The organism is Roseinatronobacter ekhonensis (assembly GCF_900499075.1).
Lineage (GTDB): Bacteria > Pseudomonadota > Alphaproteobacteria > Rhodobacterales > Rhodobacteraceae > Roseinatronobacter > Roseinatronobacter ekhonensis.
On record NZ_UIHC01000001.1, the window covers coordinates 1 to 25,314 of the forward strand.

The 25,314-nt window shown below is 60.1% G+C and carries 31 protein-coding genes and 1 pseudogene; 18 read left to right on the forward strand and 14 right to left on the reverse strand.

Features of this window, described 5'->3' with window-relative positions:
* Positions 1–176 precede the first annotated feature (176 nt).
* A complete protein-coding gene (locus ROE7235_RS00005; RefSeq protein ID WP_121092611.1) occupies positions 177–662 on the forward strand; it encodes a hypothetical protein in 486 nt (161 codons plus the stop codon).
* A 13-nt stretch (positions 663–675) separates the two neighbouring features.
* On the opposite strand, the gene ROE7235_RS00010 is transcribed toward ROE7235_RS00005, so the two are convergent.
* Positions 676–1,374 (reverse strand): FkbM family methyltransferase, encoded by a 699-nt coding sequence (locus tag ROE7235_RS00010; RefSeq protein WP_121092612.1) that lies wholly within the window; start codon positions 1,372–1,374, stop codon positions 676–678.
* Between the two features lie 78 nt (positions 1,375–1,452).
* The gene (locus ROE7235_RS00015) at positions 1,453–2,433 is read right to left on the reverse strand and encodes a KpsF/GutQ family sugar-phosphate isomerase (protein WP_121092613.1); all 981 of its coding nucleotides are present in this window, start codon (positions 2,431–2,433) and stop codon (positions 1,453–1,455) included.
* Between the two features lie 82 nt (positions 2,434–2,515).
* On the opposite strand from ROE7235_RS00015, the gene ROE7235_RS00020 reads away from it, so the two are divergent.
* Positions 2,516–2,884: a CrcB family protein gene (locus ROE7235_RS00020; RefSeq protein ID WP_183073220.1), complete on the forward strand. Its 369-nt coding sequence runs from the start codon at positions 2,516–2,518 to the stop codon at positions 2,882–2,884.
* Complete coding sequence (locus ROE7235_RS00025) at positions 2,881–3,240, forward strand: fluoride efflux transporter FluC (RefSeq protein ID WP_220669526.1); 360 nt, start codon at positions 2,881–2,883, stop codon at positions 3,238–3,240. Before ROE7235_RS00020 ends, ROE7235_RS00025 begins: the two co-directional genes overlap by 4 nt.
* A gap of 39 nt (positions 3,241–3,279) precedes the next feature.
* Here ROE7235_RS00025 and ROE7235_RS00030 read toward each other — a convergent pair whose 3' ends face one another.
* The 4 genes from ROE7235_RS00030 to fabA all read right to left on the reverse strand — a co-directional run bounded on the left by ROE7235_RS00030 (position 3,280) and on the right by fabA (position 6,491).
* The gene (locus ROE7235_RS00030; protein WP_121092616.1) at positions 3,280–4,068 is read right to left on the reverse strand and encodes an enoyl-ACP reductase FabI; all 789 of its coding nucleotides are present in this window, start codon (positions 4,066–4,068) and stop codon (positions 3,280–3,282) included.
* 10 nt (positions 4,069–4,078) lie between these two features.
* Positions 4,079–5,308: a beta-ketoacyl-ACP synthase I gene (fabB, locus tag ROE7235_RS00035; RefSeq protein ID WP_121092617.1), complete on the reverse strand. Its 1,230-nt coding sequence runs from the start codon at positions 5,306–5,308 to the stop codon at positions 4,079–4,081.
* A gap of 90 nt (positions 5,309–5,398) precedes the next feature.
* Complete coding sequence (locus tag ROE7235_RS00040; RefSeq protein ID WP_121092784.1) at positions 5,399–5,866, reverse strand: RrF2 family transcriptional regulator; 468 nt, start codon at positions 5,864–5,866, stop codon at positions 5,399–5,401.
* Between the two features lie 115 nt (positions 5,867–5,981).
* A complete protein-coding gene (gene fabA, locus ROE7235_RS00045; RefSeq protein ID WP_121092618.1) occupies positions 5,982–6,491 on the reverse strand; it encodes a bifunctional 3-hydroxydecanoyl-ACP dehydratase/trans-2-decenoyl-ACP isomerase in 510 nt (169 codons plus the stop codon).
* 137 nt (positions 6,492–6,628) lie between these two features.
* On the opposite strand from fabA, the gene irr reads away from it, so the two are divergent.
* A complete protein-coding gene (gene irr / locus ROE7235_RS00050; protein ID WP_121092619.1) occupies positions 6,629–7,066 on the forward strand; it encodes a Fur family transcriptional regulator Irr in 438 nt (145 codons plus the stop codon).
* Between the two features lie 91 nt (positions 7,067–7,157).
* Here irr and ROE7235_RS00055 read toward each other — a convergent pair whose 3' ends face one another.
* The 5 genes from ROE7235_RS00055 to ROE7235_RS00075 all read right to left on the reverse strand — a co-directional run bounded on the left by ROE7235_RS00055 (position 7,158) and on the right by ROE7235_RS00075 (position 10,041).
* Positions 7,158–7,622, reverse strand: a complete 465-nt coding sequence (locus tag ROE7235_RS00055; RefSeq protein ID WP_183073221.1) for an NUDIX hydrolase — start codon at positions 7,620–7,622, stop codon at positions 7,158–7,160.
* Between the two features lie 94 nt (positions 7,623–7,716).
* Positions 7,717–8,133, reverse strand: a complete 417-nt coding sequence (gene arfB / locus ROE7235_RS00060; protein WP_121092785.1) for an alternative ribosome rescue aminoacyl-tRNA hydrolase ArfB — start codon at positions 8,131–8,133, stop codon at positions 7,717–7,719.
* A gap of 249 nt (positions 8,134–8,382) precedes the next feature.
* On the reverse strand, positions 8,383–9,018 hold the full coding sequence (locus tag ROE7235_RS00065) for a queuosine precursor transporter (RefSeq protein ID WP_121092621.1): 636 nt from the start codon (positions 9,016–9,018) through the stop codon (positions 8,383–8,385).
* Positions 9,019–9,136: 118 nt separating this feature from the next.
* The gene (mscL, locus tag ROE7235_RS00070) at positions 9,137–9,520 is read right to left on the reverse strand and encodes a large conductance mechanosensitive channel protein MscL (RefSeq protein ID WP_121092622.1); all 384 of its coding nucleotides are present in this window, start codon (positions 9,518–9,520) and stop codon (positions 9,137–9,139) included.
* Positions 9,521–9,591: 71 nt separating this feature from the next.
* Positions 9,592–10,041 carry a YtoQ family protein gene (locus tag ROE7235_RS00075; RefSeq protein WP_121092623.1) on the reverse strand — a complete coding sequence of 150 codons (450 nt, stop codon included), beginning with the start codon at positions 10,039–10,041 and terminating at the stop codon, positions 9,592–9,594.
* A 145-nt stretch (positions 10,042–10,186) separates the two neighbouring features.
* Between ROE7235_RS00075 and ROE7235_RS00080 the strand changes: the two genes are divergently transcribed.
* The 5 genes from ROE7235_RS00080 to ROE7235_RS00100 all read left to right on the forward strand — a co-directional run bounded on the left by ROE7235_RS00080 (position 10,187) and on the right by ROE7235_RS00100 (position 15,104).
* The gene (locus ROE7235_RS00080; RefSeq protein ID WP_121092624.1) at positions 10,187–10,840 is read left to right on the forward strand and encodes a protein-L-isoaspartate O-methyltransferase family protein; all 654 of its coding nucleotides are present in this window, start codon (positions 10,187–10,189) and stop codon (positions 10,838–10,840) included.
* A gap of 26 nt (positions 10,841–10,866) precedes the next feature.
* A complete protein-coding gene (locus ROE7235_RS00085) occupies positions 10,867–12,237 on the forward strand; it encodes a TolC family outer membrane protein (protein ID WP_183073222.1) in 1,371 nt (456 codons plus the stop codon).
* Positions 12,238–12,364: 127 nt separating this feature from the next.
* Complete coding sequence (locus ROE7235_RS00090; protein ID WP_121092625.1) at positions 12,365–13,105, forward strand: hypothetical protein; 741 nt, start codon at positions 12,365–12,367, stop codon at positions 13,103–13,105.
* Positions 13,106–13,226: 121 nt separating this feature from the next.
* Positions 13,227–14,147, forward strand: coding sequence for an MBL fold metallo-hydrolase (locus ROE7235_RS00095; protein WP_121092626.1), 921 nt, complete (start codon positions 13,227–13,229; stop codon positions 14,145–14,147).
* Between the two features lie 3 nt (positions 14,148–14,150).
* A complete protein-coding gene (locus ROE7235_RS00100; protein WP_121092627.1) occupies positions 14,151–15,104 on the forward strand; it encodes an MBL fold metallo-hydrolase in 954 nt (317 codons plus the stop codon).
* A gap of 45 nt (positions 15,105–15,149) precedes the next feature.
* Here the strand turns inward: ROE7235_RS00100 and ROE7235_RS00105 are convergent.
* The 3 genes and pseudogenes from ROE7235_RS00105 to ROE7235_RS00115 all read right to left on the reverse strand — a co-directional run bounded on the left by ROE7235_RS00105 (position 15,150) and on the right by ROE7235_RS00115 (position 17,174).
* A pseudogene (locus ROE7235_RS00105) lies at positions 15,150–16,236 on the reverse strand (YeeE/YedE family protein).
* A 71-nt stretch (positions 16,237–16,307) separates the two neighbouring features.
* Positions 16,308–16,724 carry an ArsR/SmtB family transcription factor gene (locus ROE7235_RS00110; RefSeq protein WP_121092628.1) on the reverse strand — a complete coding sequence of 139 codons (417 nt, stop codon included), beginning with the start codon at positions 16,722–16,724 and terminating at the stop codon, positions 16,308–16,310.
* Positions 16,725–16,826: 102 nt separating this feature from the next.
* On the reverse strand, positions 16,827–17,174 hold the full coding sequence (locus ROE7235_RS00115; protein WP_147434141.1) for a thioredoxin fold domain-containing protein: 348 nt from the start codon (positions 17,172–17,174) through the stop codon (positions 16,827–16,829).
* Positions 17,175–17,308: 134 nt separating this feature from the next.
* Here ROE7235_RS00115 and ROE7235_RS00120 point away from each other — a divergent pair, with 134 nt between their 5' ends.
* The 9 genes from ROE7235_RS00120 (at position 17,309) to ROE7235_RS00160 (ending at position 25,305) form a co-directional block, all read left to right on the forward strand.
* On the forward strand, positions 17,309–18,046 hold the full coding sequence (locus tag ROE7235_RS00120; RefSeq protein ID WP_121092630.1) for a cytochrome c biogenesis CcdA family protein: 738 nt from the start codon (positions 17,309–17,311) through the stop codon (positions 18,044–18,046).
* 16 nt (positions 18,047–18,062) lie between these two features.
* Positions 18,063–18,632 carry a thioredoxin family protein gene (locus ROE7235_RS00125; RefSeq protein WP_121092631.1) on the forward strand — a complete coding sequence of 190 codons (570 nt, stop codon included), beginning with the start codon at positions 18,063–18,065 and terminating at the stop codon, positions 18,630–18,632.
* 185 nt (positions 18,633–18,817) lie between these two features.
* Positions 18,818–19,312: a sulfur oxidation c-type cytochrome SoxX gene (gene soxX / locus ROE7235_RS00130; protein ID WP_121092632.1), complete on the forward strand. Its 495-nt coding sequence runs from the start codon at positions 18,818–18,820 to the stop codon at positions 19,310–19,312.
* Positions 19,313–19,360: 48 nt separating this feature from the next.
* Entirely contained in the window at positions 19,361–19,774 is a 414-nt protein-coding gene (gene soxY, locus ROE7235_RS00135) for a thiosulfate oxidation carrier protein SoxY (protein WP_121092633.1), read from the forward strand.
* Between the two features lie 43 nt (positions 19,775–19,817).
* On the forward strand, positions 19,818–20,144 hold the full coding sequence (gene soxZ / locus ROE7235_RS00140) for a thiosulfate oxidation carrier complex protein SoxZ (RefSeq protein WP_370743405.1): 327 nt from the start codon (positions 19,818–19,820) through the stop codon (positions 20,142–20,144).
* 36 nt (positions 20,145–20,180) lie between these two features.
* A complete protein-coding gene (soxA, locus tag ROE7235_RS00145; protein ID WP_245963833.1) occupies positions 20,181–21,047 on the forward strand; it encodes a sulfur oxidation c-type cytochrome SoxA in 867 nt (288 codons plus the stop codon).
* 139 nt (positions 21,048–21,186) lie between these two features.
* On the forward strand, positions 21,187–22,881 hold the full coding sequence (gene soxB, locus ROE7235_RS00150) for a thiosulfohydrolase SoxB (protein ID WP_121092788.1): 1,695 nt from the start codon (positions 21,187–21,189) through the stop codon (positions 22,879–22,881).
* Between the two features lie 53 nt (positions 22,882–22,934).
* The gene (soxC, locus tag ROE7235_RS00155) at positions 22,935–24,224 is read left to right on the forward strand and encodes a sulfite dehydrogenase (protein WP_121092635.1); all 1,290 of its coding nucleotides are present in this window, start codon (positions 22,935–22,937) and stop codon (positions 24,222–24,224) included.
* Positions 24,193–25,305, forward strand: a complete 1,113-nt coding sequence (locus ROE7235_RS00160; RefSeq protein WP_245963834.1) for a c-type cytochrome — start codon at positions 24,193–24,195, stop codon at positions 25,303–25,305. Before soxC ends, ROE7235_RS00160 begins: the two co-directional genes overlap by 32 nt.
* Positions 25,306–25,314 lie beyond the last annotated feature (9 nt).

The following is a 25,314-nucleotide window of genomic DNA, read 5'->3' on the forward strand; positions in this document are numbered from 1 at the left end:
CGCAAGCCTCAAGCTCGAGGCGGGCTGGTGAGGAAAGAAAGTCAGGGCGGATCATAAGCAATAGCTGAATCGTTCCAAACCCAGCAGTCAAGTCAACAAATTCGGCTTCTGCAGGACTCGGAGTATATCAGAGCTTTCTGGATCTGCTTTCGGAGGTTGATAGGGTATTCGAGCGCGTGATCTTCGAAACCGCCGGGCAGCACATGGTTCAGGATCGCGCGGGGCGTAGCAGTGAACGGTTGTTCATGCGGTTCGCCCCAGAGGACAGGATCGCCACCGCGTCTCTTGTCCTGCGCGAGAATGCTGTCCGTGCAATCGGGTCATATGTCGAGGATATCGCGCAATTTGTCCCTGTTTTCTGGCTGACACCCCGGCAGGAGCCGCATATCCCCGACAGCTACATTATGCGAAAAGGCTGCGACCATCCATTTGCGCTGCGTCCCGGACAACAGGAGCTGTTCGCCGGGCTTGCGGCGCTTGTCGCGCGCATTGGTGGCGATTTGGCGAATGTGACCGTCGTTGACCAGATGGACTTGGTGAAGCTGCAAATGCCACAGGATTTTCTGACCTGCGAGCGCAGTTTCTGGACTGACGCCGACCATCTGAGCACCGAGGGCCGCGCAAGCTTCGGCGACCGGCTGGCACCCGCGCTGCTGCGCTAGTCAAGCGCGACTTTTACGGCGTGGGGGGCGCATAAAGCCAATCCACAAATGGCGTGCCAAGCTTCGCGCAAACGGTGTAGCCGCGTTCCGTCAGGAATTCATGCGCGGCCATATCTGCGGTTCCTTTGGCGATCTTGCGTTCCTTCATCTCCATCATGACGAAGGGACGCTCGCGTTCCACCATCTCCGTCGCGCCCTGAAGCGTTTTCATCTCGTAGCCTTCGACATCAAGTTTCAGGAACAGAACCGCGCCAAGGTTCAGGGCATCGAGCGAAACGGCTGGAATGTCACCCGCGCCCGACACCTCGCGTGAAATCGAGCGTCGAAAAAGCCCCGGCGTGCCCATACTGACACCTTCCGACTTGTTTGAAAGCGCCTTCTGGTGGGCAGTAATCTTATCACAGAGCCCCCAATCGTCGATATTGCGCGCCAAACAATCGAATGTATCCTGTGCAGGCTCGAATGCGTTCACATGTGCGAAATGCGCTGCCATATGTCGCGCATATGCTCCGACATTCGCACCGGCATCTATCGCGATCCCCTGTCCAAGACGATCTGCCCCTGCCAGCTTGCGCATCGCATCAATTGCTTCTGTCAGGTGGTGAAGCTGGGTTCCGTGCCCGCCATTTTCATAGTTCTTGCGGGTCTTGCGCATATTCTTGAACCAGAAGGTATCGACATCCGGCACCCAATATTCACCAATTTTTTTCATGCCGTAGTGTCCCTTTGTCGGGAGGATATGCCTCCGCTCCAGACCAAATCTCTTTCGTTTCCCACTATTGAGGTCATGTCACACAACCCCCGCGCGCAGGCAATCATGCAGTCGGATCATCCCCTTCACGTCGCCGCCATCATCGACCACGCACAGTGCGTTGACCTTCTTGCCGTTCATCACCGCGACCGCTTCGGATACCAGCGCATCGGGGGCGATGGTCTTGGGGTTATGGGTAGCCACGTCGCGGGCGCAGCGGGTCATCAGACCGTCCATATTGCGGCGCAAGTCCCCATCGGTGATGATCCCTGTCAAGCGCGCGCCGGCGACAATGATCGCCACGCCATAGCCCGTGCCGGTCATGCGCATCAGCACTTCCGACATCGGTGTGTCTTCGCCGACCAACGGAAGCGCGTCGCCGGAATACATCAGGTCCGCGACCCTCAGGAACTGCGCGCCCAATTTGCCGCCGGGGTGGAACATGTGGAAATGCTCGGGGTCGAACCCCTTGCGCTTCATCACCGCAACCGCCAGCGCATCGCCCAAGGCCATGCTCGCCGTGGTCGAGGTGGTTGGCGCCATTCCGATCGCGCAGGCCTCTGGCACATCGGGCAGGGCCAGAACGATATCGGCGCGGCTGCCCAAGGTGCTGTCGGGCACGCGGGTGATCGCGATCATTGGTATGTTGAAGCGGCGTGTGTAACTGATGACATCGCTCAACTCGCGCGACTCGCCCGAATTCGAGAGCAGGATGCAGCAATCATCCTGCGTGATCATGCCCAGATCGCCGTGGCTGGCTTCTGAGGCGTGGACAAAATGCGCGGGCGTCCCTGTAGAGGCAAAGGTCGCGGCCATCTTGCGCCCGACATGTCCAGACTTGCCGATCCCGACCACAATCAGCCGCCCCTTGAGTTGCGTAAGCCGTGCCACTGCCTGCCCGAAGGCCATGCCCAACTGGTTCGCCATCTGCTCTAGCGCGCGGGCTTCGGTCAGCAGCACATCGCGGCCCGCTTGAACGGCATCATCGGCGAGTTGGATCGGCACGGTTTGCAACCTCATGGTATGGCGCTTGGGGCTTAGCGTGTCGATACGTCCAAAGTCAATCACGGCCCCGCGTTTCGGCATTGGGCTTCGTCACCGCTTGCGCTACGACAGAGGGATGGAACCGGGTCTTGGCTCAATTCTTGCGGTTATGGCGGGCGGCGGCTTTGGCGGCATGGCGCGCGCATGGCTCTGCACGCGCATCCGTGGCGCGGCGGGTGTGATGCTGGTCAATGGAACTGGCAGTCTGGCCTTGGGCTACCTTGCGGCGCGGGCGGCGCCTGACAGCGCGCTGTGGCTGTTCTTGGCCACGGGGGTTCTGGGTGCATACACCACAGTGTCCGGTTTCGCCTTGCAAAGCTTGCAGATGTGGCAAGGCGGTGCGCGTTTCCGGGCGGCGGCGAATGTCGTGGGGTCTGTTGCAGTGGCCGTGGCGGCTGTGGCCCTTGGTCTATGGGCTGGTCTATGATGGCCCCGGTCGCACTCGGGGCGGCGCTTGGCGCGGCGGCACGCGCAGGGCTGTGGTGGCTCCTGCCGCTCTGCGGGACCTTGCTGGCCAATGTCGCAGGCTCGGTGCTGATCGGTATGCTGGCGAGCTTGCCGCTGAACGCGCGTGGGCACGCCTTTGCCATGACGGGCTTTTGCGGCGGATTTACCACCTTTTCCCTGTTCGGGCTGGAAACGCTCATCTTGCTGCAAGCGGGCGACTATGCCTTTGCGGCGCTCTATGTCGTGACGACGCTTGCGCTATCACTCGGCGGTGCTGCTTTGGGCCTGTTGCTGGGCAAGCGTCTTCATCTTGCCAGAAATACTCCGCGGGGGTGAATGGGCGGTGAAGCCGCCCAGAGGGGGCGCGAAGCCCCCTTACAGGTTTTCCACCTGCGGCAGACCCATGATGTGATAGCCGCCATCGACATGCACAATCTCGCCCGTGGTATGTGCGCCATAGTCGCTGGCCAGAAATACTGCGGCCCCGCCAACGCTGGCAAGCGTGGCATTCGTGCGCAAGGGCGCATTGGTTTCGGTGTGGCGATAGGTCTTGCGCGCACCGCCGATGGCCGCGCCGGCGAGTGTCTTCATCGGGCCGGGGCTGATTGCGTTCACGCGCACACCGTCCGGCCCAAGGTCATTGGCCAGATAGCGGGTGGCGCTTTCCAGCGCGGCCTTTGCCACGCCCATCACGTTGTAGAACGGCGTTACCTTGTTGGACCCTTGAAAGGTCACGGTCAGCAAGCAGCCGCCATCTGGCATAAGGTCCGCGGCGCGGCGGCCCGCGTCGATGAAGCTGTAGCAGCTTATGTTCAGCGAATGGGCGAAATTGGCGCGGGTCGTGTCGCGGAAATGGCCGGTCAGTTCGGCTTTGTCGGAAAAGGCGATCGCATGGACCAGAAAATCCATCTGCCCCCAGCGGTCCTTTAGTGCGGCAAAGGCCGCATCCATGGACGCGTCATCGCTGACATCGACATCCAGCAACAGGTCAGATCCGACGCTGGCGGCCAGCGGCTCCACCCGCTTGCCGAAGGCTTCGCCCTGATAGCTGAACGCAAGCTCTGCCCCCTCAGAGGCGAGCGCCTGCGCGATGCCCCATGCGATAGAGCGCTCATTGGCCACGCCCATCACCAGCCCGCGTTTGCCTTGCATCAAGCCTGCCATGACAGTCCCCTTAGTCGCGGTAGGCGCTGAAGAGCAGCGTCGCGTTGGTGCCGCCAAAACCAAAGCTGTTGGACAGGACCGAATCCAGGTCGACATCCTCGACCAGCGATGTGGCGATTTCGCCTTCGCGGATCGCGGGGTCCAGCTCGGTCACATTAACGGATGCGGTAATGAAGTTGCCCTGCATCATCAGCAGCGAATAGATCGCCTCATGCACACCTGTTGCGCCAAGGCTATGGCCTGTCAGCGATTTGGTGGATGAGATGGGCGGGACGTTGCCTTCGCCCCATATGCGGCGGATGGCGTCCACCTCGGTCACGTCGCCCGCCGGGGTAGAGGTGCCGTGCGCGTTGATATAGCTCACCTTGCGGCCCTCGGGCAGGGTGTCAATCGCCAGCCGCATGGACCGCTCGCCGCCCTCGCCAGAGGGCGCGACCATGTCATGCCCGTCCGATGTCGCGCCATAGCCCGTGACCTCTGCGTAAATTTTGGCACCTCGCGCTTTGGCGTGTTCCAGTTCTTCCAGAACAAGCATGCCGCCACCGCCGCCGATCACGAACCCGTCGCGGGTCGCGTCAAAGGCGCGGGCTGCGCTTTCGGGGGTGTCGTTATACTTGGATGACATCGCGCCCATCGCGTCGAACAGGCAGGACAGGGTCCAGTCCAGTTCCTCGCCGCCACCGGCAAAGACAATGTCCTGCTTGCCCATCTGGATCAGCTCTGCACCGTTGCCGATGCAATGCGCCGACGTAGAACAGGCCGAGGTGATCGAGTAGTTCACACCCTTGATCTGGAACGGTGTGGCCAGACAGGCCGAATTCGTGGAGGACATGCAGCGCGTGACCATGAAGGGCCCCATGCGCTTGGGGCTGCCCTTTTCGACCACGATTTTGTGTGCCTGAAACAGGTTCGAGGTGGATGGCCCGCCCGACCCTGTCACGAGGCCAGTGCGCGGGTTGGAAATGTCGCTCTGTTCCAGCCCGGCATCGGCAATCGCCTGCTGCATGGACAGGAAATTATAGGCCGCACCCGGCCCCATGAAACGCAGGTTGCGCTTGTCGACATGGTCTTCCAGCACGATCTTGGGTTCGCCTTTGACCTGGCTGCGGAATCCGTGCTCGGCATATTCGGGCGCAAAGACAATCCCGGAGCGCCCCTTGCGCAAGCTGTCCGACACTTCTTCGGCGTTATTTCCGATGGGTGAAATCACACCCAAACCTGTAATGACAACGCGACGCATTGGCGTCCCCCCTTGTATCTAAGCCGCCCGCCTGTCTAGGGCAGGCACGCTCTCAGAGCAAGCCGCAAGCGCGATCTTGTCTTGGTATCGTTATGAGGCTGTTTCGCAATTCGCGGGTGCTTGGGGGGCCATGTCCAGCAATTCGTGCAGCCCGCAATTGCCGCGCACAAGGTCGCGCAGGGTTATCATGTCCAGCTCATGATAAAACGCATCCAGCGCACGGGTCAGGTAGTTCCGCAAACGGCACGCGCTGACCAAGGGACAGGTGTTGCCCTCTTCAGAGAAACACTCTGCAAATGGCGTGCCGGATTCGAAGATCCGAAACACCTCGCCGATAGAGATTTCGCCACTGTCGCGTGCGAGCCGCAAGCCACCGCCGCGACCGCGTAGCGTATCGACAAAGCCGTGCTCTTGCAGGGTGTGGACAACCTGCAACAGGTGATGGACCGATGCATTGCACCGTTCGGCAATATCCGCTGTGCGCAGCTTTGCGCCGCTGTTGATCCCGCAGGTCATCAAGACCCGCAGGGCCAGATTGGTTCGTGTTGTCAGGCGCATCTTTTCCCGCTTTCCGTTGGTGACTGTGTAAACGGATTTGGGCAAAATGTCGTGATCTGAATCAAATTGGTGAATATTCCTGACGAACCAGGCCCGCCGCACGCCGCGCAGATATCTAGCCTTCGGACAGGGCGACTTTCATGTCCTTGACCTGATAGATCACTTCGCCATCGGCTTCGACCACGCCATCCGCCACGCCCATGGTCAGGCGGCGGGTCTGGAGTGCCTTGGTGAAATCTACCTTGTAGGTCAGCATCTTGCGATCGGGGCGGACCATTCCGGTCAGCTTCACCTCGCCCACGCCAAGCGCATATCCGCGCCCTTGCCAGCCGCGCCAGCCAAGGTTGAAGCCGGTCAGTTGCCACAACCCATCCAGCCCCAGGCAGCCGGGCATGATGGGGTTGCCGGGAAAGTGACATTCGAAAAACCACAGGTCGGGGGTGATGTCGAATTCCGCCGTGATATGCCCCTTGCCGTGCAATCCGCCATCCGAGGATACATCCGTGATGCGGTCCATCATCAACATGGGCGGCGCGGGCAGTTGCGCATTACCGGGGCCGAACAGTTCGCCACGGGCGCAGGCCAGCAGGCCCTCTTTGTCGAAAGAGGTTGGAAATTGGGACATGGTGCACTCTCCTGTTGCTGGCCTTGACGCGGTTGAACGGGTCTATCACCCCCATTTGACAGGCTGCAAGGGTGCGCTGCGCGGCTTGCGACCTGTTTTCATTTGAATTCTGCGAATTTCACGCTTATTTAAAGGTCATGGACACGAATTTCGCAGACATCACCGATACAGCCCTTGAAACCGGCGCAAGTTGGCTTGCCCGTGCAAGGGTACGTCCGACGCGGCAGCGGCTGTCATTGGCGGGCCTTCTGGTTGGGGACGGCTGCGACCGCCATGTGACCGCCGAAGGGCTGTTCATGGCTGCAAAGGAACGTGGTGAAAGCGTATCGCTGGCGACGGTGTACAACACTCTGCGGGCGTTCTGTGACGCGGGCCTGATGAATGAGATCACGGTCGATGGTCAAAGATCCTATTTCGACACATGCACCGAGGATCATCCGCATTTCTTCTGGGAAGACTCGCAGGAATTAAGCGATGCACCAGCGGCCGATCTGGAAATCTCGCGCCTGCCCGCCGCGCCTGACGGGGCAGAGATTGCGCGCGTAGACGTCATCATTCGTGTCCGTCGCAGCTAAAGCGCGTTCAAGGCGGATGCCCTGAGAGCTTTGAATTGGCTTAGCTGGTACTGCGTCAACTAGCCTGAAAAATGCAGCGCTTCGGCAGCCTTTAGCACCCTTTGGGCGGGGCATTTTCAAGCCCTGTCAGCAAGTCGGCAAGTTCTGGGTCGCGCACCATCGTCGCAGCAGTATCAAGTCGGGTCCATTGGCGGGTGCGTTTGTCGGCCTCGGGATAGTCTTTCGTTGTCTCTGCCCGTTTCATCAGGAAAACTTGTGCACGGCACTGCACCGGAAATCCGCTGCTGCGTATTTTGGTGTAGCTAAAGCTGCCGATCGGGTTGGACTCTATCTTCCCAGTGGCGCCAGCCTCTTCCCACGCTTCTATTGCGGCTGCCTCTGACAGGGTTTTGCCGGGCATTGGCCAACCTTTGGGGATAACCCAGCCCCCGGTGCGCAAGGTTTTTACCAGCAACACCTCCAGCCCGCTTTTCCCCTGCTGCAAGCACAGCGCCGCGACCTGCACGAAGGCTGGCGCCGCGCGGCCAGAGATAATGCTGCGAATGTCATTGGGCATGGAAGAGGGTCCGGTGTCGGGCATATCCCGCCGCAATGCGACAGTTTCATGACAGTTTCATGACAGTTTGGATCACAGGGTGCAAGTCGTGGATTCAATCGCCGTCAGGTGGTGCGCGCAGCGCCTTGATCTGCCCGCGCCGGGTTTTGGCATCCATTCTTCTGCGCTTCGCGCCAAGGCTTGGGCGGGTCGCGATCCGCTTTTTCGGGGCGACCAGTGCGGCGCGAATTAGCTCGGCCAGACGGGTGCGCGCGATCTCTCGGTTGCGGACCTGACTGCGGGTGTCTTCGACCCGCAAGATCAATGCGCCATCCTGTGTCCAGCGCCGCCCGGCCAGCCGTCGCAACCGTGCCTTGACGGGGTCGGGCAGGTTCGGACTGCGGGCAGCCTCGAACCGCAATTCCACCGCAGAGGATACCTTGTTCACGTTCTGCCCGCCGGGGCCTTGCGCGCGGGTAAAAGTCTCGGTCAGTTCCCAATCTTGCAGGGTGATTTCGTCGGTCACGCGCATCGTGTTTTCGCTTTCCAATCGAAAGGGCCGCCCAAATTTTGGACGGCCCATAACGAGTTTCAGGAGATGGAGCCGAATTAGAGCACGGCTCAATCAAAAAGGGTTCCCCATCAGGGCTGCCGTCAGGATTTGCCCCCTCTGACTGTCTTCGCACCTCTCTCCAACATCACTCTAGACACTGGACCACCTCCTTTCATTACGTTGCTGATAGGGTGATGGTGGCACATATTTTGTGTTTGTCAAAAGAAATTATGCGACAGGTTGCGTCATTTTCGAAACGATCAGCCGGAAGGGCACAAGCGCCAATAGGGCCAATGACAGTTTGACCGCCCAATCGGCCACGGCGAGCGAGACCCAAAGCGGCAATTCGGGGCCAAATCCCAACACCGGCAGGATTTCACCGGCCCAGGACACGTCATTGGCCGGTTCCAGAAAAATCAGGGTCGCCGAAAACGCGATGCTGAAAAATAAGGCAGTGTCCAGGGTCGAGCCAACCAGCGTCGACGCCAGCGGCGCGCGCCACCACGGCCCGCCATGTTTGTCATCGCGCAGGCGGTTGAAGATGGCCACATCGACGAGTTGCGCGATCAGGAATGCGGTGCCGGACCCCAGCGCGATGCGCAATGTCACCAGCGGGCCGAATTCGCCCATGATCTGCGTGCCGATCAGCGAGCAGGCGACGCCCACGGCAAAGCCGACCCAAACGACGCGCCGCGCGGCTGCCGGGCCATAGACGCGGTTCATCACGTCATTGACCAGAAATGCCAACGGGTAGGTGAACGCCCCCCATGTCAGCCAGTTTCCGAACAGAAATTGAACGAGGATATTCGAGGCGACAACAATGGCCGCCATGGCGAGTACGCCGGGCAGGTAAGTGCGGGTCATGATCTGGTCCGTTTTTACAAGGTTGCGGAGACTTGTGCCCTATACATCAGGGCAGGGCGCGCTTACCGCGCGCTGACGTGTTTGGCAAGGGCTGGCCAGACAGGCCAGCCCGCAGGGTTCAACGTGCTTTCAGGGAGTCGCGAATTTCCGCCAGAAGTTCCTCCGTGGTCGGACCCTTGGGCGCTTCTTCCGCAACGGCCTCTTCTTTCTTGGCCATGTTGGCCATGCTGTTCACGCTTTTGACCAACAGGAACACCACCCATGCCACAATCACGAATTTGATGACGGCATTAATGAAATTGCCGACCATGAATTGCGCGTCGCCCAAGCCAAAGCTGATGGCGCTGAAATCCACTCCGCCAATGACCAGACCGATCAGCGGGTTGACCAGATCATCCACAAGGGACGTGACGATCGCGGTAAACGCCGCACCGATGATGATGCCGACCGCCATATCCATGACATTGCCGCGCATGATGAAAGCCTTGAACTCGTTAAGCATGGTGTATCCCCATTGGTTTGATGATGGTGGACAGCTTATTGTGCGCGGGTGACAGGTCTGTAAAGCCGCAATCAGCGCGGTAGGGTGCCTTCGGTTACATAACGTAGGATTTGGGCCACGTGTTCGGGCGTTTCGACCACGGCCAGTGCGGCGGCATCCACCTCTTTCAGCGCGTGCTGATGGTCGGCCCCGTGCATCACGATCAGCGATTTGCCGAGTGCCGCCGCGTATCCGGCGTCAAAAGCCGCGTTCCATTGCTTGTATTTCTCGCCAAAGCGCACGACGACGATGTCGGCTTCCTCTATGGCTTTGCGGGTGCGGACGGCGTTCAGCTTGGCACCTTTGTTGTCATGCCAGAATTTATCCGGCTCTGCCCCCAGAATCGCCACGCCACAATCATCGGATGCGGCATGGTCAGTGACAGGTGCAGTGAAGCTGACGGGCAGCCCGTCCGAGGCTGCGATCAGCGAGTCGCGCCAGTCGGTGTGAATCTCGCCCGCAAGATAAACGGCATAGTGCATGGTTGTCTTCCTCTGTTGCTACGCCCCCGCCTAGCACGCAGGCCCCGCGCCCAAAACCCCGCAGTCAGGCGCTATGTCATGTTGCGATGGAGGGCGTTCTGTGGCAAGCACTCTAAGACAGAAACTGAACTGGAGAGTTCACGTTATGACGGACTTCACCGCCCGCCGCACCATCATGGTCGACACGCAAGTGCGCCCTTCGGATGTGACGAAATTCCCGATCATCGATGCAATGCTGCGGGTGCCGCGTGAAGTTTTCACGCCTGAACGCCTGATAGAGGCGGCCTATATGGGCAACAATGTCGACCTTGGGGCGGGCCGTGTTCTGCTGGAGCCGCGCACCTTCGCCAAGATGCTGGATGGGCTGGAAATCGGCGATGCGGACCTTGTGCTCGATATCGGGTGTGGGACCGGATATTCGTCTGCTGTGCTTGCGCGGATGGCGCAAGGCGTGGTCGCCGTCGAAGAGGATGAGGCGCTTGCGTCCGATGCGGAAACAGCGCTGGCCGCCAGCGGTTGTGATACAGTCGTGTTGCATACCGGGCCGCTGGCAGATGGTGCGCCGGAATATGCGCCATATGATGCGATCATCGTGCAGGGTGCCGCCGAAGAGTTTCCCTCGGCATTGACCGATCAACTGCGTGACGGGGGGCGCGTTGCTTGCCTGTTCATGGAAGGGGCATTGGGCGTGGTGCGTTTTGGTGTGAAGCGGCAAGGGCACATTGCATGGCGCGATGCGTTCAATGCCAGCGCGCCTGTTCTGCCCGGTTTCGACCGTGCCCGCGCCTTTACCCTCTGAATTCGAACCAAGAAAAGGCCGCGACCATGATCCGACATCTAAGCGCCCTGTTCCTTGCGGCTGTGCTGGTCACGCCGCTCCCCGTCATGGCACAGTCGCTGGCCGATACCTTCGTTGCAGCGTACCGCAATTCCAACCTGCTGGATCAGAACCGTGCGTTGCTGCGTGCAGCCGATGAGGATGTCGCGATTGCCGTTGCCAGCCTGCGCCCGGTAGTGAATTTCGCAACCAGTATCCAGGGACGCACGCAGACGGGAGCGGGCGCGTCGTCCTTGTCGCTCTCGTTCAACCTGAGTGCCGATGTCACGCTGATCGACTTCGGGCGCGGCAACCTTGCCAAAGAAGCGGCAAAGGCGCAGGTTTTGGCCACGCGTCAGGCGCTGGTCAACGTAGAGCAGCAGGTTCTGTTCAACGCGGTATCGGCCTACATGGATGTGCGCACCGCCACGGAAGCGGTTCTGCTACAACAGGCGACAGTTCGGGTTATCACGCGCGAATTGGGCGCGGCGCGCGAGCGGTTCGAACTGGGCGAGGTGACCCGCACCGATGTGTCACTGGCCGAGGCGCGCTTGGCGGCGGCCCGGTCGCAACTTGCGGCATCCGAAGGCGATCTGGCTGCGGCGCGCGAGGGATACAAGCTGGTGACAGGGTCGTATCCGCGCAGTCTGCGTGCAGCACCAGCCTTGCCACGGACTGCGGCCTCTTTGCAGGCAGCACAGGATATTGCGCGCCGCACTCATCCCAACATCATGCAAGCGCAGTTCGAAGTGACGGCTGCCGAGATGAATGCCGAGCGCGTGGCCGCGCAACGGCATGGGTCTGTGACCGGGTCAGCCGGGATCGGGCAGAGCTTTTCAAGCGCGACGAACGACACCACCAGCTTGACGGCTGGCATCACATATGCGCGTCCGATCTACCAAGGTGGCCAGTTGCGTGCATTGTCACGGCAAGCGCTTGCGCGGCGGGACGCCAGCCGCGCTGGCCTGCACCAGACCGTTGCTCAGGTGTTGCAAAATGTTGGCTTGGCGTGGGCCAATCTGGATGTGACGCGCGCGCGGATCAGCGCAAGCCGCCAGCAGGTGGCAGCGTCGCAAAGCGCGTTCGAGGGCACGCGCGAGGAAGCGCGCTTGGGCGCGCGCACCACGCTGGACGTTTTGAATGCCGAAAACGACCTTCTGAACGCGCGCACCACGCTGCTTCAGGCCGAAGCCGGGCTTCAGACCGCCACCTATAACCTGTTGGCAAGCATGGGGCTTTTGACGGTGGATCATCTGGGGCTTGGGATCACCACTTACGATCCAGAAGCATATTACAACGCGGTGAAGGATGCTCCAGCGTTGTCGGCGCAGGGCGAGGCGCTGGACCGGGTTCTGCGCGCGCTGAACAAGTCAGAGTAACCCTCTGCGAAACTGGGTGATTGTCTGGCGGCACCGGACGCGCTACTTTGGGCGCTTGGGATGAAAATCGCGGCGCAAGACCGCGACATGTCCCATGCGGTGACGGGTCGGGGAAAGGGCAAGGACAATGACAGAAGCAATGTCGCGGCACGAGATCGAGGATGTCCTTTCATCCATCCGGCGTCTGGTCTCGCACGATGACCGCTCCGCACAACAGGCGCCTGCGAAGGCCGAGCCTAGCAAGCTGGTGCTGACCTCTGCCCTGCGTGTCGATGTTGCGGATGACGACAGAGTCGAAGCGGCGGATCAGGAGAGAACAGCCCCACCGCACAACGCGGCACCTGTCACGGACGCGGCGCAAGCGCCCGAAACCGTGGCCGATGCGGAAGCCGGCACCCAGAATCCAAGGCCAGAGATGCGCCTGGCGCAGCCAGAATTCGCCAATGCGCCCAGCCGCGCGCCGCTTTTGACCCGTATTGCGCAAGCCGGACATCTATCTCCAACCCCAGTTGCGTCGCCCCCAGTCCGGCCTGCCGCACCCTTGGCGACAGATGCACAAACCACTGAGTCGGCGCCAGCAGAGGCTTTGACCGAGTCGATCACCGACAACGCATTGGACGCGACGCTCGCGCGTTTGGAGCAGGCCTTGTCCATTTCACGGACCGAGCCACCGCAACCGGCCGCTCATGCGCAGGGCGGCAGCGACCATGCGGATGATGCCGTGCTGGACGAGAGCGCGCTAGAGCAGCTTGTTGCTCAGATCGTGCGGCAGGAATTGCAGGGCGAGTTGGGCGAACGCATCACCCGCAACATCCGCAAGCTGGTGCGCGCCGAAGTCGCCCGCGAATTGGAGATGCGCAACCTTTAAGCGGGCTTGCATTCGGCACATTCACGATATTACATGTTCTCTACGGAAACCCGCGCTCTCCCTCGCTTTTCCGGCAACCTTCCCGCCCCTGCGTGCGGGATGATCATGAGGGAGTTTACACATGCATCGCCGCTTTTTCCTGCAATCGACCATTGCTGCCGGTCTGGCCGCTCAGGGCCTATTGCCCCGCCGCGCCTTTGCGCGCACGTCCTTAGAACAGGGCGGTGCGCGGTTGGATATGGTATCAGACGGCAATCTGGTGCTGCCGGGCGATTCCACGCTAGAGGCGCTTCCAGCCGAATTTCTGGCCGAACTTCGCAGCCGATACGATTTGTCAGCCGACCAGATGACCCCGCCATGCAATCACACGCTGTTGCGCGATGGGCAACGCACCGTCTTGTTCGATGTGGGCGCCGGAAGCGATTTCATGTCCAGCGCGGGCATGTTGCCCGACACCCTCGACGATATGGGCGTTTCCCCTGACGATGTGACCCACCTGGTCATCACACATGGCCACCCCGACCATATATGGGGGCTGCTTGATGACTTTGACGAACCGTTCCTGCCCAATGCGCAGATCATCATGGGGCGCGCGGAGTGGGACTACTGGACCGACCCGGCCACAATCGACACGATTGGGGCGGAACGCCAGTCATTTGCGGTGGGCGCGGCCCGCAGGCTGGATGTGATCGCAGATCAGGTCGTGCTGGTAGAGGATGGCGCCGAGGTCGTGCCCGGCGTTCTGGCGGTTGCCTCTTCGGGGCACACGCCCGGCCATATGTCTTATCAGGTGCAACTGGGCAATCAGGGTGTGTTGGTCACGGGTGATGCGATCGGAAATGGTCATATCGCGTTCGAGCGACCGGAGTTCCCGTCGGCGGCAGATCAGGATCCGGAGACCGGCAGCAGCACCCGCGTCGCACTTCTGGACCGCATCACCGCCGATGACTTGCTTGTCGCGGGGTTCCATGTCGGGGATGGCGGTTTGGGCCGTGCCGAAAAACTCGCCACCGGCGGCTACCGTTTCAACGCGGAGGTTTGAGCGATGACACGCACCATGCTTCTCAGCCTGACCGCTATTTTGTGGACGGGCACCGCGCTTGCATCTGAGGATATTGCCGATAAATATCCGCAATCGGTTCTGTATAACAAGCCGGTCGAGGTGATCCCGAATGTCTGGTCGTCCATCGGGGCGACTGCGCCACCGACCTATGAAAACGCGGGCCACAACAACAACCTGAGCTTTATCATCACGGGCGACGGGGTGGTGGTCGTCAATTCAGGCGCGTCCTACAAGCTGGCCGAAGCCCTGCACTCGGAAATCCGCGAGCGCACCGACCAGCCGGTAAAGCTGGTGATTGCCGAGAACGGGCAGGGCCATGCGATGTTGGGCAACAACTACTGGATCGACCAAGGGGTGCCGGTTCTGGGCCATGTGGACGCTGCGGAAGAGTTTGAAAACGACGCCGGGCAGGCGTTGCAAGCCCTTCAGAATTACGCGCAGGAGAATGCCGAAGGCACTGACCCGATGGCACCGACGCTGACGTTCGAGGATAGCTACGACGCTTCGATGGGCGATGTCCGCATAGAGGTGCTGCACCTTGGCCCTGCGCACAGCCCCGGCGACACGCAGGTCTGGCTGCCCGATCAATCCTTGATGATTGCGGGCGACATTGCGTTTCAGGAACGGATGCCGCCGATTTTCGAGGGCACCTGCACAAGCTGCTGGATAGAGACTTGGGAAACTGCGCTAGAGCCGCTGAACCCGACCTATGTGATCCCGGGTCATGGCCATCCGACAAATCTGGCGCAAGTGCGGCGCTACACCCATGACTATCTGGTGTATCTGCGGGGCAAGATTGCGGACCATCTGGACGAAGGCGGCGATCTGACGACATCTTACTATGTCGACCAATCCCCCTATACACATCTGGACACGTTCGAGGAACTCGCCACCCGCAACGCGGGCGTGGTGTTTTCCGAAATGGAATGGGAGTGATCTGAGAACGGGCGCGGATCCTTCCGCGCCCGGCCTTGCGGCGTTTTATACGGCCACTGGCAAGCCACGTTGTCCGCGCTGATCTACCAGAAAATCGGTCAGCGCCGCGCCGATCCACATGCATAGCAGCGCCAACCAGGCGGTTGTAGCAAAGACCGAAGCCCCGGTCAGCGACCCGATGGCGCAGCCGCCAGCCAGCATGCCGCCAAAGCCCATCAGCCCGGCCCCGAATAGCGAGCGGCGCATGGCGTCGGCTCCGTCATAGCCCTGCCATTTCAGTTCGCCCGCGAACAGCGCGGCCAAGAACGCCCCCAGCACCACGCCCGGAACCAGCCCGATATCGAAACGCAGCCTTGGTGCGGGTTCCAGAAAGAACATCAGCGTGTTGGCCGATGGGCCGGTGAAGGTTGCCGATGTCACATTGATCGGGTCAAAAGCGATCTGGGCCAGCGTCCACGTGGCAATCCAGCCAAGCGCCACGGCAAAGCCCACGCCAGAGGCAAAGATCAACGAGGTCCATGTCAGCTTGTGGCGAAAGGCTAGGAACAGGGCGAAAGGCTAGGAACAGGGCGAAAAACGCGCTGGCCAAGCCCAGCCACAGGCCAAGGTTCTGCGTCAGCCCAACCATGTCCATCAGGTGAACATTGCGCCCGCCGGATGTGGTCCAAAGGCTTGCCAACCAAACGCGAAGCGGCGCCAGCCAGCCATACATCGCCATCTGCGCGACCAGCGCAAATACCATGCCCGCGATGACTGATCGCAGGTTGCCTGTCGCGGCCAGCACCAGTAACCGCCCCGAGCAGCCGCGCGCCAGAACCATGCCCGCGCCGAACATAAGCCCGCCGATTACCGCGCCGGACCATGATCCGGCCACGGCCATCAGGCGTGCGTCGTCGGCCCGGAACAGCCCCAGCATCTGCGCGCCCTGCACCCAGACCACAGCGGTCGAAAAGGTCAGCAGCCAGATTGCCATGCGCGGTCCCATCTCGCCGCGCGCGAATTCCACTGTGGCCGCCCGCAGGCAAAAGCGTGACCGTTGCGCGGCAACGCCGAACACCATGCCGACCATCAGGCCCATCAGGGCCTCGACGGTGCTTTCGCCCAGGTAATCGACAATCGGAATCAGATCCATCTGTGCACGCCCCATATCATACGAGTGTGCGGCACATTATAGAGAGGCGAGCAAAGCTGCCTTGATCTGGATCAGGGTTTGGTATGACGGAACATACGCTGCATCATCATCACCGCATCTCGGACACGATCATCCGCCAGCGAATAGATGATCTGGTTGCCTTCGCGGCGCGTCGTCACAAGTTTTTCGTGACGCAGCCGGGCCAGTTGCTGGCTGACGGCGGCTTGGCGCGACAAGATCAGCTTTTCCAACTCGGTGACGGAACAATCACGCTCGCATAGATGATAGAGCATCAACAGCCGCCCCTCGTGCCCCATCGCTTTCAAGAAATCGGCTGCCGCGCGGGCCTCTGCCTGCAAATCGTCATGCGCGACCGCAGAAGTCGGCGGAAGCGACACTTCCGTCGAGGAACGATCCGACTCTCTCGGGTCGCCATGTTCAAGTGATTGCCCGTCTGGCAAGGGTCTCGTTCCGCCCGCTACTGTCATTCTGCGCCACCTCGGCGCGTTGTTGTTGACAGATTGTAACAGATGTCTGGGCGCGTGACGAGTTCACCCCCGCGGATTCTGGCCGGATGTGGGACAAACCCCTCAGTTCAGGGCAGGCGGGCCGAGTGTTTGGCGCGCGTCAGCGATCATCTGGGCGATATATGGCCAGAAAAAATCTTCGCCCGGAAACCCCGTCATGCGCGACATCTCTGTCCCGTCCGGCCCGATCAGGATGAATGTGGGCGTGACATAGGGACGAGAATTCAACGTGACACCCTCTGGCAAGTCTTTGCGCAGGTCAGCATGAACCAGCGGGGCCAACACCCCTTCTTCTGATATTTCGTAGATCGGAGCAATATCGCGGTTGAACGCCACGCAATAGGCGCAACCGGGCTGTTCGATCATCAGCAGCCGCAGCCCCGTGTCCGACTCTGCCAGAGACGCGGACACGGAAGCGAGCGCAAAAAAAGCCGCGCCGAGCAAAACTGCGAGTTGACGAAAACTATTTAACATAAGAACAATGTAATATGTTGTTATGGCCCGTGCAACCTGCATGAGTGGCCAAAACCGGGGAGCGCGCTCACATGTTCGATATCAGTTACGCCGGGGCTGCGCTTGCCGGGCTGTTGTCGTTTTTCACGCCCTGCATTCTGCCCATCGTTCCGTTCTACCTGTGCTACATGGCTGGTTTGTCGATGGGGGAGCTGCGCGACGAAGGCGGCCTTGCGCCGGGTGCTCAAAAACGGCTGGTGCTGTCGTCTGTCGCGTTTGCGCTGGGCGTGACCAGTATTTTCGTGCTGCTGGGCATGGGGGCGACTGCCTTGGGGCAGGCGTTCATCGCCTATCGCGACATTCTGAAATGGGTGGCCGCGGCTGTTTTGCTGGGGTTTGGCCTGCATTTTCTGGGTGTTATCAAGATCGGGTTTCTGTATCGGCAGGCCCGGATAGAGAATGTCGGCGCGCCGAAATCGGTGGTCGGGTCTTATGTGATGGGGCTGGCCTTTGGCTTTGGATGGACCCCCTGTGTCGGCCCCGCGCTGGCGGCGATCCTGATGGTTGCATCGGGCATGGGAGAGGTCTGGCGCGGCGGGCTCTTGCTGGCGGTCTATGGTATTTCCATGACCTTCCCTTTTGTCATCGCCGCGTTGTTTGCGCGTCCGTTCCTGAATTGGGTCGGCAAGCATCGCTCGAAACTGGCGCATGTGGAAAAGGTGATGGGGGGTATGCTTGTGGTCTTCGCGGTTCTGATCGCGACCGATTCGATCAGCTTGATTGCAGACTGGATGGTCCGCAACATGCCGTGGACGGCAACTTTGGGTTGAAAACTGGGAGGAAACGATGCTGAAATTTGTTTACGCCATGTTGGCTGGCCTGATGCTGACCGGTCCCGCCGCCGCTGTGCCGCTGGGCGAGGATGGTCTGCACAAGCCCGACTGGTTCGTCGAGACATTCCGCGACCTGCGCGACGATCTGGCCGATGCCAACGCCGAAGGAAAGCGCCTGCTTTTGATGTTCGAACAGCGCGGCTGCATCTACTGCACCAAGATGCATGAAGAGGTGTATGTCGATCCGGCGATCGAGCAGCTTTTGTCGGAAGAGTTTTACGTTATTCAGATGAACCTGTTCGGCAATCTGGAAGTGACGGATTTCGACGGCACTGTTCTGGAAGAACGCGACATGGCGCGGCACTGGGGCGTGGTGTTCACGCCGACCTTGATCTTCGCGCCCGAAACCGCCCCCGAATCGGGTGGATTGCGAGATTCGGCGTCGGTTGTCATGCCCGGCGCGTTCGAGCGCGGCAGCACTCGTCTGATGCTGGAATGGGTGCTTGAGAAGGGCTATGAGGGCGAAGAGCACTTTCAGAAATACGTCGCGCGGCGTCTGGAAGAAATGCGCGCAGCGCAATAAGTAGCTGATATTGTTGAAGTTATGGACCCACCTGTGATTCTCTCAGGTGGGTTTCTTCATTCTCGTAAAAGAATATGCAAAAAATCGAATTTTCATTTGCGGCAACGGCATCCCATGGTCTACAGTAACTGAACGGTGAGCTTGGGAGAGCGCCAAAACCACACAGCGTGTCTGGGAGGACATCCATGAATCCACGTTTCATCAGCGCAACACTGGCGACGGCTCTCGTCGTCGCGGGCGCATCCGCATCGGCCGAAGTAAAACCTGCCGATCTCGTCTGGGAAGACGAAATCGCGATCCCGGCATCCTTGTCCGGCACAGCCGGAGACCCCGCCAAAGGGGCCGAGGTGCTTGTAAAAAGATCGCTTGGCAATTGTGTCGCGTGCCATGAAAACTCAGCCATGCCTGACGTCGCGTTTCAAGGCAATGTCGGCCCCAGCTTTGACGGTGTGGGCGCACGCTGGAGTGAAGCTGAACTACGCGGCATCGTCGCGAATGCAAAGCAAGTGTTCCCCGGAAGCATTATGCCGGTTTTCTACAATGACAACCCGGATGACTATATCCGCCCCGGCGACGCATACACAGCGAAGGCCTATAACCCCGAGACCTTCACGACGTTGCTGACAGCACAACAGATTGAGGACGTGGTCGCCTATCTGACCACGCTGACCGAATACTGACGCGGCCCTTGGCCGTTTCGATCCAGCCTACTGCGAAAGGATAACTCCATGATTACAAGACGCGAAACAATGGCCATGGGCCTTGGCGCCGCAACCATCACCCTGATCCCGATCAGCGTGAACGCAGCGGCTGATGATGCAATCGCGGCCTATACCGGCGGTGCTTCGGTATCCGAAGGCGGCGTGATGATTACCGCGCCAGAGATTGCTGAGAACGGCAACACCGTGCCGATTTCGGTCGAAGCGCCGGGCGCTGCCGAGATTGCGCTTTATGCCGATGGCAACCCGACACCGGGTGTTGCGGTGTTCAAATTCGGCCCTGCCGCCGGGTCGCACCGTGCGTCTACCCGCATTCGCCTCGGTGGCACACAGGACGTTGTTGCCGTGGCCAAAATGCCCGATGGCAGCTTCCAGCAAGCCGCGGTCGAAGTGAAGGTCACAATCGGCGGGTGCGGCGGCTGAACCAGCGCCAAGCCACTGCCAACGATATACTAGGAGAGACATTATGTCTGACGTTAAACCCCGCATCCGCCTGCCGCGTACCGCAAAGGCTGGCCAAGCCGCCGAAATAAAAACGTTGGTGAGCCATGTCATGGAAACCGGTCTGCGCAAAGACTCGGATGGCAACACGATCCCACGCATGATTATCAACCGTTTCACCTGCGAGTATGGTGGTGAAATGGTGCTTGATATGGCGCTTGAAGGCGCTGTTTCCGCGAACCCGTATGTCGAGTTCGACATTATGATTGGTGAAGCCACCGAAGTCGTCTTCACCTGGTATGAGGATGGCGGCGCGGTCTACACCGAAACGAAAGAACTTTCGTTCGGTTAATTCAATTTGGTTTTGCGCCAGTCTGGGAGGAGACGTATGAAAACCTTTACCCTAAACAAGCTGATGGCCTCTGCGGCAGTCTGCATGGTTGCACTAAGTGGTGCCGCCAGTGCAGACCCGCATCCGGATGCTGAGCTTATCATCGAGGGTGAGCTGAACGTGAAAGTGCGGGCAGAGCCTGCCGCTCATCTGGATGGTGCTGTGCCCGAAATATATTCGGGTTGGCTGTTCCGGACAGATGAAACGCGCTCCTTGCAAATGGACGACTTCGAAAACCCGGCTATGCTGGGTGTAGAAGCGGGTCAAGACGCTTGGAACACGGTTGAGGGCGCCGCCGGAAAATCCTGCGCGGATTGTCATGGTGACGCAGCCGAGTCCATGAAAGGCGTACGCGCCGTCATGCCCAAGGTGAACGACAATGGTGATTTGTGGTCGACTGAAGACTACGTCAACAATTGCCGGACCGAGCGCATGGAAGCCGACGCGCTGAAGTGGAACAGTGGCGACCTGAACAACATGGTTGCGTATATCTCTGTGCAATCGCGCGGTATGCCAGTGGCGGTCCAGATCGACGGCGAAGCCGAACCGTTCTGGGAGCGCGGGAAGGACATGTACTACACCCGTTTTGGCCAGTTGGAATTGTCGTGCGCAAGCTGTCACGAGGAAAACTACGGCATGAACATCCGTGCCGACCACCTGAGCCAAGGGCAGATCAACGGGTTTCCGACCTACCGCCTGAAGCAGGGCAAATTGATCTCGACCCATAACCGGTTCCGCGGGTGTATCCGCGATACGCGGGCCGAATCCTTCGCTATGGGCTCGCAAGAGTTCCGCGAGCTAGAGCTCTATGTAGCCTCGCGCGGCCTTGGTCTGGATACCGAAGGGGTTGCTGTCCGCAACTGATATGATCAGGCGGGGCGCATTTGAACTGCGCCCCGACCGTTCTGCGGTCGGTTTTTTTTAATCGACAATATTCACACTTACGAAGATTGGCATGTTGCGTGCCTCCCGACGCGGCAACCGCCACAAGGAGAACCCTCTCATGATTTCCAGGCGCGAATTCCTGCAAGCCTCTGTCGCGGCTTCTGCGCTCTACGGCATTTCCGGTTACGGCAACTGGGGCAAACTGGCCGCGCAGCAGACGCTGACGCAGGATGATCTGCTGAAATTCGACACGTTCGGAAATCTGTCGATCATCCACATCACGGATATTCATGCTCATCTGAAACCGATCTGGTTCCGCGAGCCGGAATGGAATGTCGGCGTGGGCGATGTGAAGGGCAAGCCGCCGCATGTCGTCGGCAAGGACTTCATCGAGATGTTCAATCTAAAGCCCGGCTCGCCCGAGGCTTATGCGCTGACCTATGAAGATTTTGTCGCGCTGGGCAAAACCTACGGGCGTATGGGTGGCATGGACCGCGTTGCGACCGTTGTGAACGCTATCAAGGCTGACCGCCCCGACGCGATCCTGCTGGATGGCGGCGATACATGGCACGGGTCGATGACCAGCTACATGACCAAAGGTCAGGACGTCGTCAACGTCATGAACAAGCTGGGCGTCGACGCGATGACCAGCCATTGGGAATGGACCTTCGGCACCGACCGCGTGATGGAAATCGTTGACGGTCTGCCTTTCCCCTTCCTTGGCCAGAATATTTTCGATGCCGAGTGGGATGAACCCGCCGAATTCCCCGACTACACTTGGTTCGAGCGTGGCGGCGCGAAGGTTGCGGTGATTGGCCAAGCCTTCCCCTATATGCCCATCGCCAACCCCGGCTGGATGTTCCCGGAATTCAGTTTTGGCATTCGTGATGCGCGGATGCAGGAAATGGTTGACGAGGTGCGCGCGCAGGGGGCTGATCTGGTCGTTGTGCTGTCTCATAACGGCTTCGATGTGGACCGCCAGATGGCCAGCCGTGTGACCGGGATTGACGTTATCCTGACCGGCCACACGCATGACGCGCTGCCCGAACCCGTGATCGTCGGTGAAACCCTGCTGATCGCCAGCGGCAGCCACGGCAAATTCGTGACCCGTCTGGATCTGGACGTGCGCGATGGCCGGATGATGGGCTTCCGCAGCAAGCTGATCCCGATCTTCTCTGATGTCATCACGCCCGACGCGGAGATGGCCACCCTGATTGACAATGAGCGCGCGCCGTTCAAGGACCAGTTGGAAGAAGTGATCGGCCACACTGATAGCCTTCTGTATCGTCGCGGCAATTTCAACGGCACATGGGACGACCTGATCTGCGATGCGATCATGTCCGAGCGTGACACTGAAATCGCCATGTCGCCGGGCGTGCGCTGGGGCGCAAGCCTGATGCCGGGTGACCCGATCACCCGCGAGGACATCCATTCGGTGACAAGCATGACTTATGGCCAATGCTACCGGACCGAGATGACGGGCGAGTTCCTGAAGGTCGTGCTGGAAGATGTCGGTGATAACCTGTTCAACCCCGACCCCTATTTCCAGCAGGGCGGCGACATGGTCCGCATGGGGGGTCTTGGATACAAGATCGACATTTCCAAACCGATTGGTGAGCGGATTTCCGGTATGACCCTGCTGTCGACTGGCGATCCTATCGATCCGGCGCGCACCTATACGGTGGGCGGCTGGGCCAGTGTGAACGAGGGAACCGAAGGCCCGCAGATCTGGGACGTGGTCGAGGACCACATCCGCAAGATTGAGCGCGTATCGCTGACGCCGAATACATCGGTGCAAGTGTCGGGCCTGTAATATTCAACCGGGGTGGGCCTGGGCCTGCCTAGACCAGCAAAAGGAACTTCGTCATGACAGATCAGTCCAATGACGCGCCGCACAAGGTCGGCGGTGCCAGCCGCCGCGATTTCCTGCGCACGGCAGGGCTTGCCGCCGGCGGCGCGGCTCTTGGGGCGACAGGCGCACGGGCCAACACGCCTGACCCTTTGATTACGGAAGTGCAGCCCTACGCCTCTTTCACCGGGGAAGCCGTGGATGCCACGCCCTACGGGATGCCCATCCATTTCGAAGAACATGTTGTGCGCCGCAACGTGGAATGGCTGACCGCGGACCCGATCAGTTCCATCAACTTCACGCCGATCCACGCGCTGGAAGGCACGATCACCCCGCAGGGTTGCGCGTTCGAGCGTCACCATTCCGGTGCGATCGAGATGAGCAAGCAGGAATACCGCTTGATGATCAACGGCCTTGTTGATCGTCCGTTGGTCTTTACCTTTGCCGACCTCATGCGCCTGCCGCGCGAAAGCCGCGTTGCGTTTTGTGAATGTGCCGCCAATAGCGGCATGGAATGGGGCGGCGCACAGCTTAACGGTGCGCAATTCACCCATGGCATGATACACAACATGGAATATATCGGCGTGCCGCTGCGGGTTCTGCTGGAAGAGGCGGGCGTCCAGCCAGAGGGCAAGTGGATATTCGTTGAAGGCCATGACGCCAGTTCGAACGGTCGGTCCATCCCGCTGGAAAAGGCGATGGATGACTGCCTTGTCGCCTTTTACGCCAATGGCGAGGCGCTGCGTATGGAGCATGGCTACCCCGTCCGCCTGATCGTGCCCGGCTGGGAAGGCAACATGTGGGTCAAATGGCTGCGCCGCATTGGTGTCTATGACCAGGCCGTCGAAGCCCGTGAGGAAACCAGCAAATATACCGATCTGCTGGCCGATGGCACAGCCCGCAAATGGACGTGGGAGATGGACGCGAAATCCGTCGTCACCTCTCCCTCGCCGCAGGCCCCTGCCAGCCATGGCCCCGGCCCGATGGTCATCACCGGGCTGGCATGGTCCGGGCGTGGCAAGATCACCCGCGTTGATGTGTCCATGGATGGGGGCGTCAACTGGGTCGAGGCCCGTATCGCGGGCGACGCCCAGTCGATGGCGCTGACGCGTTTTTATGTCGACCATGTCTGGGACGGAAAGCCGATGCTGCTGCAATCGCGTGCGGTGGATGAAACCGGCTATGTCCAGCCCACCAAGGACCAGTTGCGCGCGGTGCGCGGCCTGCAATCCGTCTACCACAACAACGGCATCCAGACTTGGCATGTCAACGAGAATGGGGAAGCTGAAAATGTCGAAGTGTCGTAAACTGATTGCTGCCACGGCGCTTGCAACCTTGGCGTCTGCGCCGGTTCTGGCGCAGGAATTCGGCTTGGGCCGCCCCGCATTGCCCGAAGAGATAGAGGCCTGGGACGTCGCTGTCCTGCCCGATGGCACTGGCCTGCCAGAGGGCCGTGGCGACGTCTATGACGGCGAAGAAGCCTGGATCAACAATTGTGCATCATGCCACGGCGATTTCGCCGAAGGTGCTGGCGCATGGCCTGTGATCGCAGGCGGGCAGGGCACTTTGACAAACCCGCGCCCGGTCAAAACCGTTGGGTCTTACTGGCCGTACCTTTCGACCGTATTTGACTATGTTCACCGGTCCATGCCCTTCGGCGCGGCCCAGATCCTTACCTATGACGAGACATATGCGATCACCGCATACATCCTGTATTCCAACGGGATCGTCGAGGATGACTTTGAACTGAGCCATGAGAACTTCACCGATATCCAGATGCCCAATGCCGACGGGTTCATTGTCGATGACCGTCTGGACACCGAGTTCCCGCTATTCGTGACAGAACCCTGCATGAGCGATTGCGGCGAGCCCGTGGAAATCAGCAAGCGAGCAAGCGACATTGCCGTGACGCCACCCTTCCCGCGCCTGTTGCTGGATGGCACGGTGGTCGAACCGGGCGAGATGGTTGAAGAAGCGTCCATGGACCACACGGCGACGGATGCCGCGCCTATGGAAGAGGCCGCCGCCGAACCCGCTGCCGAAGAGGTTCAGGTCGCAAGCCTTGACCCGGCAATGGTCGAAGCAGGCGAAAGCGCATTCCGCCAGTGCCGGTCGTGCCATCAGGTTGGCGACGGGGCCCGCAACGGCACCGGACCCATGCTGAACGGCGTGGTCGGGCGGGTGGCCGGTCAAGTCGACGGGTTCCGCTACTCCCCTGCCTTTGCAGAGAAAGCCGAGGAGGGCATGGTCTGGACCGACGAAGCCCTTGACGCGTTCCTAGAAAATCCGCGAGACTACATTGATCGAAATCGTATGGCATTCCGTGGCGTGCGCGATGCGGATGAACGCGCGGCGCTGATCGCGTATCTTACCTCTCACTCTAACTGAGCGGGCTTG

What these genes read in the sequence shown, in the direction of transcription:
- soxY (WP_121092633.1), top strand. Translation starts at nt 19,361, where the DNA reads ATGATTACAAGACGCGAAACAATGGCCATGGGCCTTGGCGCCGCAACC.
- soxA (WP_245963833.1), top strand. Translation starts at nt 20,181, where the DNA reads ATGAAAACCTTTACCCTAAACAAGCTGATGGCCTCTGCGGCAGTCTGC.
- ROE7235_RS00055 (WP_183073221.1), bottom strand. Translation starts at nt 7,622, where the DNA reads ATGCCCAATGACATTCGCAGCATTATCTCTGGCCGCGCGGCGCCAGCC.
- irr (WP_121092619.1), top strand. Translation starts at nt 6,629, where the DNA reads ATGGACACGAATTTCGCAGACATCACCGATACAGCCCTTGAAACCGGC.
- ROE7235_RS00120 (WP_121092630.1), top strand. Translation starts at nt 17,309, where the DNA reads ATGTTCGATATCAGTTACGCCGGGGCTGCGCTTGCCGGGCTGTTGTCG.
- ROE7235_RS00040 (WP_121092784.1), bottom strand. Translation starts at nt 5,866, where the DNA reads ATGCGCCTGACAACACGAACCAATCTGGCCCTGCGGGTCTTGATGACC.
- soxC (WP_121092635.1), top strand. Translation starts at nt 22,935, where the DNA reads ATGACAGATCAGTCCAATGACGCGCCGCACAAGGTCGGCGGTGCCAGC.
- ROE7235_RS00080 (WP_121092624.1), top strand. Translation starts at nt 10,187, where the DNA reads ATGACGGACTTCACCGCCCGCCGCACCATCATGGTCGACACGCAAGTG.
- ROE7235_RS00110 (WP_121092628.1), bottom strand. Translation starts at nt 16,724, where the DNA reads ATGACAGTAGCGGGCGGAACGAGACCCTTGCCAGACGGGCAATCACTT.
- mscL (WP_121092622.1), bottom strand. Translation starts at nt 9,520, where the DNA reads ATGCTTAACGAGTTCAAGGCTTTCATCATGCGCGGCAATGTCATGGAT.
- ROE7235_RS00090 (WP_121092625.1), top strand. Translation starts at nt 12,365, where the DNA reads ATGACAGAAGCAATGTCGCGGCACGAGATCGAGGATGTCCTTTCATCC.
- fabA (WP_121092618.1), bottom strand. Translation starts at nt 6,491, where the DNA reads ATGTCCCAATTTCCAACCTCTTTCGACAAAGAGGGCCTGCTGGCCTGC.
- ROE7235_RS00125 (WP_121092631.1), top strand. Translation starts at nt 18,063, where the DNA reads ATGCTGAAATTTGTTTACGCCATGTTGGCTGGCCTGATGCTGACCGGT.
- soxX (WP_121092632.1), top strand. Translation starts at nt 18,818, where the DNA reads ATGAATCCACGTTTCATCAGCGCAACACTGGCGACGGCTCTCGTCGTC.
- fabB (WP_121092617.1), bottom strand. Translation starts at nt 5,308, where the DNA reads ATGCGTCGCGTTGTCATTACAGGTTTGGGTGTGATTTCACCCATCGGA.
- arfB (WP_121092785.1), bottom strand. Translation starts at nt 8,133, where the DNA reads ATGCGCGTGACCGACGAAATCACCCTGCAAGATTGGGAACTGACCGAG.
- ROE7235_RS00025 (WP_220669526.1), top strand. Translation starts at nt 2,881, where the DNA reads ATGATGGCCCCGGTCGCACTCGGGGCGGCGCTTGGCGCGGCGGCACGC.
- soxZ (WP_370743405.1), top strand. Translation starts at nt 19,818, where the DNA reads ATGTCTGACGTTAAACCCCGCATCCGCCTGCCGCGTACCGCAAAGGCT.
- ROE7235_RS00010 (WP_121092612.1), bottom strand. Translation starts at nt 1,374, where the DNA reads ATGAAAAAAATTGGTGAATATTGGGTGCCGGATGTCGATACCTTCTGG.
- ROE7235_RS00160 (WP_245963834.1), top strand. Translation starts at nt 24,193, where the DNA reads ATGGGGAAGCTGAAAATGTCGAAGTGTCGTAAACTGATTGCTGCCACG.
- ROE7235_RS00100 (WP_121092627.1), top strand. Translation starts at nt 14,151, where the DNA reads ATGACACGCACCATGCTTCTCAGCCTGACCGCTATTTTGTGGACGGGC.
- ROE7235_RS00095 (WP_121092626.1), top strand. Translation starts at nt 13,227, where the DNA reads ATGCATCGCCGCTTTTTCCTGCAATCGACCATTGCTGCCGGTCTGGCC.
- soxB (WP_121092788.1), top strand. Translation starts at nt 21,187, where the DNA reads ATGATTTCCAGGCGCGAATTCCTGCAAGCCTCTGTCGCGGCTTCTGCG.
- ROE7235_RS00015 (WP_121092613.1), bottom strand. Translation starts at nt 2,433, where the DNA reads ATGAGGTTGCAAACCGTGCCGATCCAACTCGCCGATGATGCCGTTCAA.
- ROE7235_RS00075 (WP_121092623.1), bottom strand. Translation starts at nt 10,041, where the DNA reads ATGCACTATGCCGTTTATCTTGCGGGCGAGATTCACACCGACTGGCGC.
- ROE7235_RS00085 (WP_183073222.1), top strand. Translation starts at nt 10,867, where the DNA reads ATGATCCGACATCTAAGCGCCCTGTTCCTTGCGGCTGTGCTGGTCACG.
- ROE7235_RS00065 (WP_121092621.1), bottom strand. Translation starts at nt 9,018, where the DNA reads ATGACCCGCACTTACCTGCCCGGCGTACTCGCCATGGCGGCCATTGTT.
- ROE7235_RS00030 (WP_121092616.1), bottom strand. Translation starts at nt 4,068, where the DNA reads ATGGCAGGCTTGATGCAAGGCAAACGCGGGCTGGTGATGGGCGTGGCC.